Origin of the sequence: Baekduia sp. (genome assembly GCF_035318805.1) — a bacterium.
GTDB lineage: Bacteria > Actinomycetota > Thermoleophilia > Solirubrobacterales > Solirubrobacteraceae > Baekduia.
Genome location: NZ_DATHDY010000045.1, coordinates 20,490 through 27,027 on the forward strand (window position 1 = coordinate 20,490; position 6,538 = coordinate 27,027).

Genomic DNA, 6,538 nt, shown 5'->3' on the forward strand with positions numbered 1-6,538 from the left:
TGGGCAAAAAAAGGGAAACGGGCCATGGTCGATCAGCAGACGCGGAGGGTCTGCGCCCAGGTGCCGTGTGCGTCGGTCGCGCCGATGGCGGCCATGACGTTGAGCAGCATGCCGGTGGCGAAGAAGCGGTGGACGTCCTCGGGACCGAGGCCGGTGGCCTCCGAGACGAGGTCGTAGAGCCGGGCGAACCATGCGCGCGCCACCTCGGCGACCTCGGGCATCGAGGCTGCGGCGGCGTGCTGGTGGACCTGGGTATTCAGCATCGCCCGGTCCTCGAGCAGCTCGCCGTACGCCTCGCCCATCGCGAGCAGCACGTCCTCGCCGGTCTCGCCGCGCGCGTGCGCCTGGGCGGCGGCCTTGACGAACGCGTCCTCGATGCGCTCGTTCGAGCGCCGGACCACGGCGAGCACGAGGTCGCTCTTGGTGGGGAACAGGCGGAAGAGGTAGGCCTGCGAGATGCCCGCCGCCTTGGCGACCTCGATGGTCGGCGTGCCCAGGAACCCGCGCTCCGCGAAGACCGTCATGCCGGCCTCGAGCACGGCCTCGCGCCGGGCCTCGGCGGTCGAGAGGGTGCGCTTGCTGGGGGAGGCGATGGGCGTCATGCAGGTGTGAGTATGTACTCACTCACTGCTGGTGTCAAGGGCACGCGCCGTAGAGGTTCCAGTAGCGGCCACGGACCGAGAGGCGCGACCGCGGCGGCGCCGGCAGGGCGCGGTCCTTGTCGCGGGCATCGAGTACGAACTGGTCGGCGACCGCGCGGGAGACCGGCGCGAGCGCGCTCGGCCGGCGGGGGTAGCGGCCCAGCTCCTGCGCGCTGACGACGTCGCGCGGCGGGATGTCCAGCCACAGCGCGAGCTGGGGGACGGCGCGGCGGTTGGGCACCGCGACCTGCGTCGTGCCGCAGGAGAGGTTCGCCGTCACGAGGTCATGCAGCTCGTCGAGGATCCGCGTCTGGGCGATCAGCGCGCTGCGCGTGTTCTTCAGCCGCGTGACCTGTGAGGGGATGAACACCAACATGCCCACGACCGTCAGCGCGCCCAGCGCCATCCAGCGCGCGCGCCACGGGTCGTCGCGCGGCAGCTGCGTCCACCCGGCGACGCCGGCGCCGGCGAAGATCGCCAGGATCGTCGCCGGGAGCAGCAGGTAGCGCGTGAGGATCGACAGCCCCGCTGCGGCCAGGACGCAGAAGGCGCCGACGGCGAGCAGGCCCGCGACGGCACCGAGGGTCGCCCGCGCGCGCAGGCGCCAGAGCGCGAGGACGCCGCCGACGGCCGCGGCGAGCACGACCGGCTCGCGCAGGATCTCGCCGAGGCGCCGCGGGAGCGTCGCCGGAACGCGCTGCAGGCCGGTGATCCGGCCGAGGTCCTCGGCGGTCGACCGCGTGCCGCTCAGCGAGTGCAGCGGGTCGCCGGTGACCGCGAGGTCGCTCAGGGCCCAGAGCAGCGGCGCGCCGACCACGAGCGCCACGTGCACGGGGCGCAGGGCGCCGCCGCGCCAAAGCCACACGGCGTAGGCGCCCGCGAACAGCCAGGCTTCGGGGCGCAGCAGCCCGGCCATCGCGATCAGCGCCAGCACCGGCGTCCCGGCGCGCCGGCGGCGCGTCTCGATCAGCAGCGCGCCGAGCAGCAGGCAGATGTAGGGGAGGTCGACGTAGGCGCGGATCCCGTAGCTGAGGATCGGCTCGCGCGTGAGGACGATCGCCGCCGCGACCACGCCCGCGGCCGTTCCGAACCACGCGCGGCCCAGCGCGAAGACCAACCACCCCAAGATCCCCAGCGACAGGAACGCCAGGACCTCGAAGAGCGTCTCGCCGAACCCCGTGCCGAAGAGCGATCCGAGCGCGCCGACCAGCTGCGCCAGCGGATGCGGCGTCGGCGCGAACGCCACCGTGTAGTCCGGCGTGCGCCCGTGGACGAGGTCGTTGCCCCACAGCAGCGCGTACTCGGTGTCGTAGTTGAGGAACCGCGCGGGCGCGCTCACCAGCCATACGAGCGCTGCGAGGGCGACCGAGACGGCGGCGGGGACGTACAGGGAGCGCGGCCGCATGCGGCCGCGGACGCTAACTGGCGGCGCCGTCGCCAAGTGCGGCCAGGCCGGTCAGCAGCTCGCGCGCGCTCTTGTACCCCAACTCGAGGCCGCGGACCGAGAACGACTCGTTGGGCGCGTGGAACGGGTCGTCGGGGAGGACGAAGCCGGTGACGATCGTCGGGATGCCCTTGGCGCTGAGGTCCGCGACGAACGGGATCGCGCCGCCGCTGCGCACGTAGGCCACCGGCGCGCCCACCGCGCGCCCGATCGCCGCGCCGGCGATCTTCAGCGCCGGGCTGTCGGCCGGGAAGTGCGCCGGCGGCGCGCTGTGACGGGAGACGACCTCCATGTCGGCGCCCTCCGGCAGCGCCTCGCGGATCAGTCGCTCCAGCTCGGCGCCCATCGCCAGGACGTCCTGGCCGGGCGCGACGCGGATCGACACGGTCGCCCGCGCGACCGCCGGGATCACCGTGCGCGTGTCGCCGGCGACGATCTGGTCGACGTCGACCGCCGTGTCGCTGCCGTTGCGCTCGACGTACTCGGCGCCGGCGCCCGGGTAGGCGGGCCGCGCGCCGGCCGCGGCGAGCGCGTCGTCGCCGGAGGGCAGGTCCGCCCAGGAGGCGCGCTCCTCGGCGGTCGGCGCGGCGATGCCGACGCGGAGCTCCTCCCGGACGCGGCCGTCGGCGCCCGGGATGACGGCGGCGAGGCCCTGGTGCAGCGCGTGCAGCGCGTTGAGCGCGCTGCCGCCGTACATGCCGGAGTGCAGGTCGCGCTGGGCGGCGCGGACGTCGAAGGTCACGAGGTGGACGCCGCGCAGGCCGACGGTGACCGCCGGACGGTCCGGGCCGACCATGCCGCTGTCGTACACGATCGCCGCATCGGCGCCGCGCGGGTCGTCCTTCAGCCAGGCCGAGATCGACTCGCCGCCGGCCTCCTCCTCGCCCTCGACCGCGACGCGGACGTTGACCGGCAGCTCGCCGGCCTGTGCGAGGTCGCACGCGGCGGCCAGCAGCGGCAGGAAGTTGCCCTTGTCGTCGGCGGCGCCGCGGGCGTAGATGCGGCCGTCGCGGACCTCGGGCTCGAACGGCGGGCTGGTCCAGAGGTCCAGCGGCTCGGCGCCCTGGACGTCGTAGTGGCCGTAGATCAGGACGGTGGGGGCGGCGCCGGCGTCCTGCGACGCGCGCAGCTCGCCGACCACGAGCGGGTTGCCGCCGTCGATCGTCACGAGCTCGGCCTCGCCGCCCGCGTCACGCACCTTCGCCGCGGCCCACTGCGCCGCGCGCTCCAGGTCCGCGGGGTCGCCTCCCCCGGTCGAGATGCTGGGGATCCGCAGCCACGCGAAGAGTTCGTCCTGGAGGGTGTCGGCCATGGACCGGAGCCTACGACGGCGGCTCGGGCATCGCGGCCAGGGCAAGCCCTAAGCTAGGGGTCCGTGCCCGCCGGACCTTCGCTCTACCGCCGCCACCGCCCGCGGACGTTCGCCGACGTCATCGGCCAGGAGCACGTCGTGCGTACGCTCCGCAACGCCATCGAGCAGGGCAAGGTGCACCACGCCTACCTGTTCGTCGGGTCGCGCGGGACGGGCAAGACGTCCATGGCCAAGATGCTCGCGGCCTGCCTGAACTGCGAGCGCGGCCCGACCATCGACCCCTGCGGCGTCTGCGAGTCGTGCGTGTCGATCGCCAGCGCCACGTCGATGGACGTCATCGAGATGGACGCCGCGTCCAACAACTCGGTCGACGACATCCGCGAGCTGCGCGACTCGGTGCAGTACGCGCCGGTCACCGGCCGCTACAAGATCTACATCCTCGACGAGGCGCACATGCTGTCCACGGCGGCGTGGAACGCGTTCCTCAAGACGCTCGAGGAGCCGCCGCCCTCGACGATCTTCGTGCTGGCGACGACCGAGGCGCACCGCGTGATGGACACGGTCGTCGACCGCTGTCACCGCTTCGACTTCCGCCGGCCGACGGTGGAGCAGCTCACGACGGTCGTGCAGCGCGTGGCCGGCAAGGAGGCGATCGAGATCGCGCCCGAGGCGGTCGCGCTGGTCGCCCGCAACGCGACGGGCTCCTACCGCGACGCGCTCGGCACGCTCGAGCAGCTCGTGACCTACTCGGGGTCGTCGGTCGCCACCGAGGACGTGCTGGCGGTGCTCGGCGTCGCCGACGACGACCTGCTCTTCGGTGCGCTCGACGCGGTGGGCGCGCGCGACGCGAAGTCGGCGTGGCGGGTCGCCGCGCGGCTGGCCGACTCGGGCCGCGAGCCCGCGCAGTTCCTGAAGGACTTGGAGGCGCACGCGCGCGACGTGCTGGTCGTGCAGACGCTCGGCGAGGTGCCGGCGCAGCTGCGGATCACCGCTGAGCGCGACGCGCGGCTGGCCGATCAGGCGCGCCGGCTGACCGGTGCCGACACCGTGCGGCTGCTGGACCTGCTGGCGGCCGGGATGCGGCTGTCGAAGGACGGCGCGGACGCGCAGACGCAGCTGGAGGTCGCGCTCGTGAAGGCCGCGGCGCCCGAGGTCGATCCCTCGACGCGGGCGCTGCTGGCGCGCCTGGAGCGGCTGGAGGGCGTGCTGGCGGGGGCGCCGGCCGCCGCCGCCCCGGCGCCCGCTTCCGCGGCCGCGCCCGCGCCGACGCCGTCGGCCCCTCAGCCCCCGGTCTCCGAGGACGCGCCGGAGCCGCCGCCCGTCCCGGCGCCGCCGGTGCCGGCGCCGACCGCGTCGGCTCCGCAGCCGCCGCCGGCCGCGGAGCCCGCCGCGGGCGAGCCCGCGCCCGAGCCGTCGGCCGCCGTCGCGGTGGCCGAGCGCGAGCCCGCGGCGGCGCCCGCCCCCGCGCCCGTCGGCGAGCTCGACCTCCGGATGGTCGAGGAGCTGTGGCCCGCGGTGCTCCAGAACGTCGCCGAGACGAACAAGATGGTCGCCGGATGCCTGGCCGAGGCGCGCCCGCTCGCGGTGTCCGGACGCGACCTCACGCTGGCGTTCACCCCCGATCACGGCTTCCAGAAGCGCAAGTGCGAGGACGCGGCGGCGCGTGAGCTCACCGCCGCGTCGTTCCGGGCGCTCGTCGGCGTCACGCCGCGCCTGATCTTCGAGACGCGCGACGCCGAGGAGCTCGGCGCCGAGCCCGAGGTGCTGGGCGAGGACGACTTCATCGCGCGCTTGCGGTCAGAATTCGATGCTGTCGATCACCAGCCCGACCAGGAAGACCAGGAGCAGGCCTGATGCCCCAGCCCAACATCCAGAACATGCTCAAGCAGGCCCAGGAGGTCATGGCCGCGCAGCAGGAGGCGCAGGACGCCCTCAAGGAGCAGCGCGTCGAGGCCTCGGCGGGCGGCGGGATGGTCAAGGTCACCGTGACCGGCGACCTGAAGATCGAGGCGCTGACGATCGACCCGGACGCGGTCGATCCCGAGGACGTCGAGATGCTCCAGGACCTCGTGCTGGCGGCGACCAACGAGGCGCTGCGCCAGGCCGTCGACCTGCAGGAGAAGGCCATGCAGGGCGCCTCGGGCGCCGGTGGCTTCGACCCGATGCAGGCGCTCGAGGGCCTCGGCCTGGGCGACGCGCTCGGCGGCCTCGGCGGCGGTGGGGCCGGCGGGGTGGGCGGGCCGGGGTCACCGCCCCAGCTCAACCGCGCTGCGCGCCGCGCCGCGCAGAAGAAGAACCGCTAGTCCTTGTTCGCACCGCCCGTCCAGCGCCTGGTCACCGAGCTGGGCAAGCTGCCCGGCATCGGCCAGCGCACGGCCCAGCGGCTGGCGTTCCACCTCCTGCGCGTCGATCCCGAGGACGCCACCGCGCTCGCCGACGCGATCCGCGAGGTCAAGGAGAAGATCCGCCCATGCGAGGTCTGCTTCAACCTCGCCGACGAGCCGCTGTGCCGCATCTGCCAGGACGAGCGCCGCGATCCCGCCGTGATCTGCGTGGTCGAGGAGCCGGGCGACGTCATCCCGCTCGAGCGCACCCACGAGTTCCGCGGCCGCTACCACGTGCTGGGCGGTGCGCTGTCACCGATCGACGGCGTCGATCCCGAGGACATCAAGATCGCCGAGCTGTACCGGCGCGTCGAGAACGGCGAGATCCGCGAGGTCGTGCTCGCGACGAACCCGACGACGACCGGCGAGGCGACCGCGCACCACATCGCGGCGGCGCTGCACGAGCGCACGCCCGATGTCGCGGTGACCCGCCTGGCCTCCGGCCTGCCGGTCGGCGGCGACCTGGAGTACGCCGACGAGGTCACCCTCGGCCGGGCGTTCGCGGGCCGGCGCGAGATGGTGTAAGAGACTGTGTCGCTATCGCGACTGGGGACCCACCTCCGGCGGCGACGGCTGGCCGTCCTGGGCCTCGGCCTCGCTAGCCGCCTACGGCACCCCTAGACGGTTGATTCCGTATTCGGCTGGGGCGGGAAGGGTCGGCCAGGGGACATAACAAGGACGTCGAAGGGTGGCGCTGCTAACGCAACGCCGACCTTGGAGGCCGTGTGCACGCCACCCTCGACGCCCTTACGACTGC

General features: G+C 74.0%; 6 protein-coding genes. 3 read left to right on the forward strand and 3 right to left on the reverse strand.

What is annotated here, in order from left to right:
• Nucleotides 1–32: 32 nt before the first annotated feature.
• From VK501_RS10545 to VK501_RS10555, 3 genes are read right to left on the reverse strand one after another with little or no spacing between them, the layout of a single operon-like run.
• Nucleotides 33–602 carry a TetR/AcrR family transcriptional regulator gene (locus VK501_RS10545; protein WP_324337369.1) on the reverse strand — a complete coding sequence of 190 codons (570 nt, stop codon included), beginning with the start codon at nt 600–602 and terminating at the stop codon, nt 33–35.
• A 34-nt stretch (nt 603–636) separates the two neighbouring features.
• Nucleotides 637–2,046: a hypothetical protein gene (locus VK501_RS10550; RefSeq protein WP_324337370.1), complete on the reverse strand. Its 1,410-nt coding sequence runs from the start codon at nt 2,044–2,046 to the stop codon at nt 637–639.
• A 13-nt stretch (nt 2,047–2,059) separates the two neighbouring features.
• Nucleotides 2,060–3,397: a M20/M25/M40 family metallo-hydrolase gene (locus tag VK501_RS10555; protein ID WP_324337371.1), complete on the reverse strand. Its 1,338-nt coding sequence runs from the start codon at nt 3,395–3,397 to the stop codon at nt 2,060–2,062.
• Between the two features lie 63 nt (nt 3,398–3,460).
• On the opposite strand from VK501_RS10555, the gene dnaX reads away from it, so the two are divergent.
• Genes dnaX through recR form a run of 3 tightly spaced genes read left to right on the forward strand, consistent with a single transcriptional unit; the run spans nt 3,461 to nt 6,306 of the window.
• Nucleotides 3,461–5,251: a DNA polymerase III subunit gamma/tau gene (gene dnaX / locus VK501_RS10560; RefSeq protein WP_324337372.1), complete on the forward strand. Its 1,791-nt coding sequence runs from the start codon at nt 3,461–3,463 to the stop codon at nt 5,249–5,251.
• A complete protein-coding gene (locus VK501_RS10565) occupies nt 5,251–5,700 on the forward strand; it encodes a YbaB/EbfC family nucleoid-associated protein (protein WP_324337373.1) in 450 nt (149 codons plus the stop codon). The genes dnaX and VK501_RS10565 overlap by 1 nt, the downstream gene beginning before the upstream one ends.
• 3 nt (nt 5,701–5,703) lie before the next feature.
• Nucleotides 5,704–6,306, forward strand: coding sequence for a recombination mediator RecR (gene recR / locus VK501_RS10570; RefSeq protein WP_324337374.1), 603 nt, complete (start codon nt 5,704–5,706; stop codon nt 6,304–6,306).
• Nucleotides 6,307–6,538: the final 232 nt, after the last annotated feature.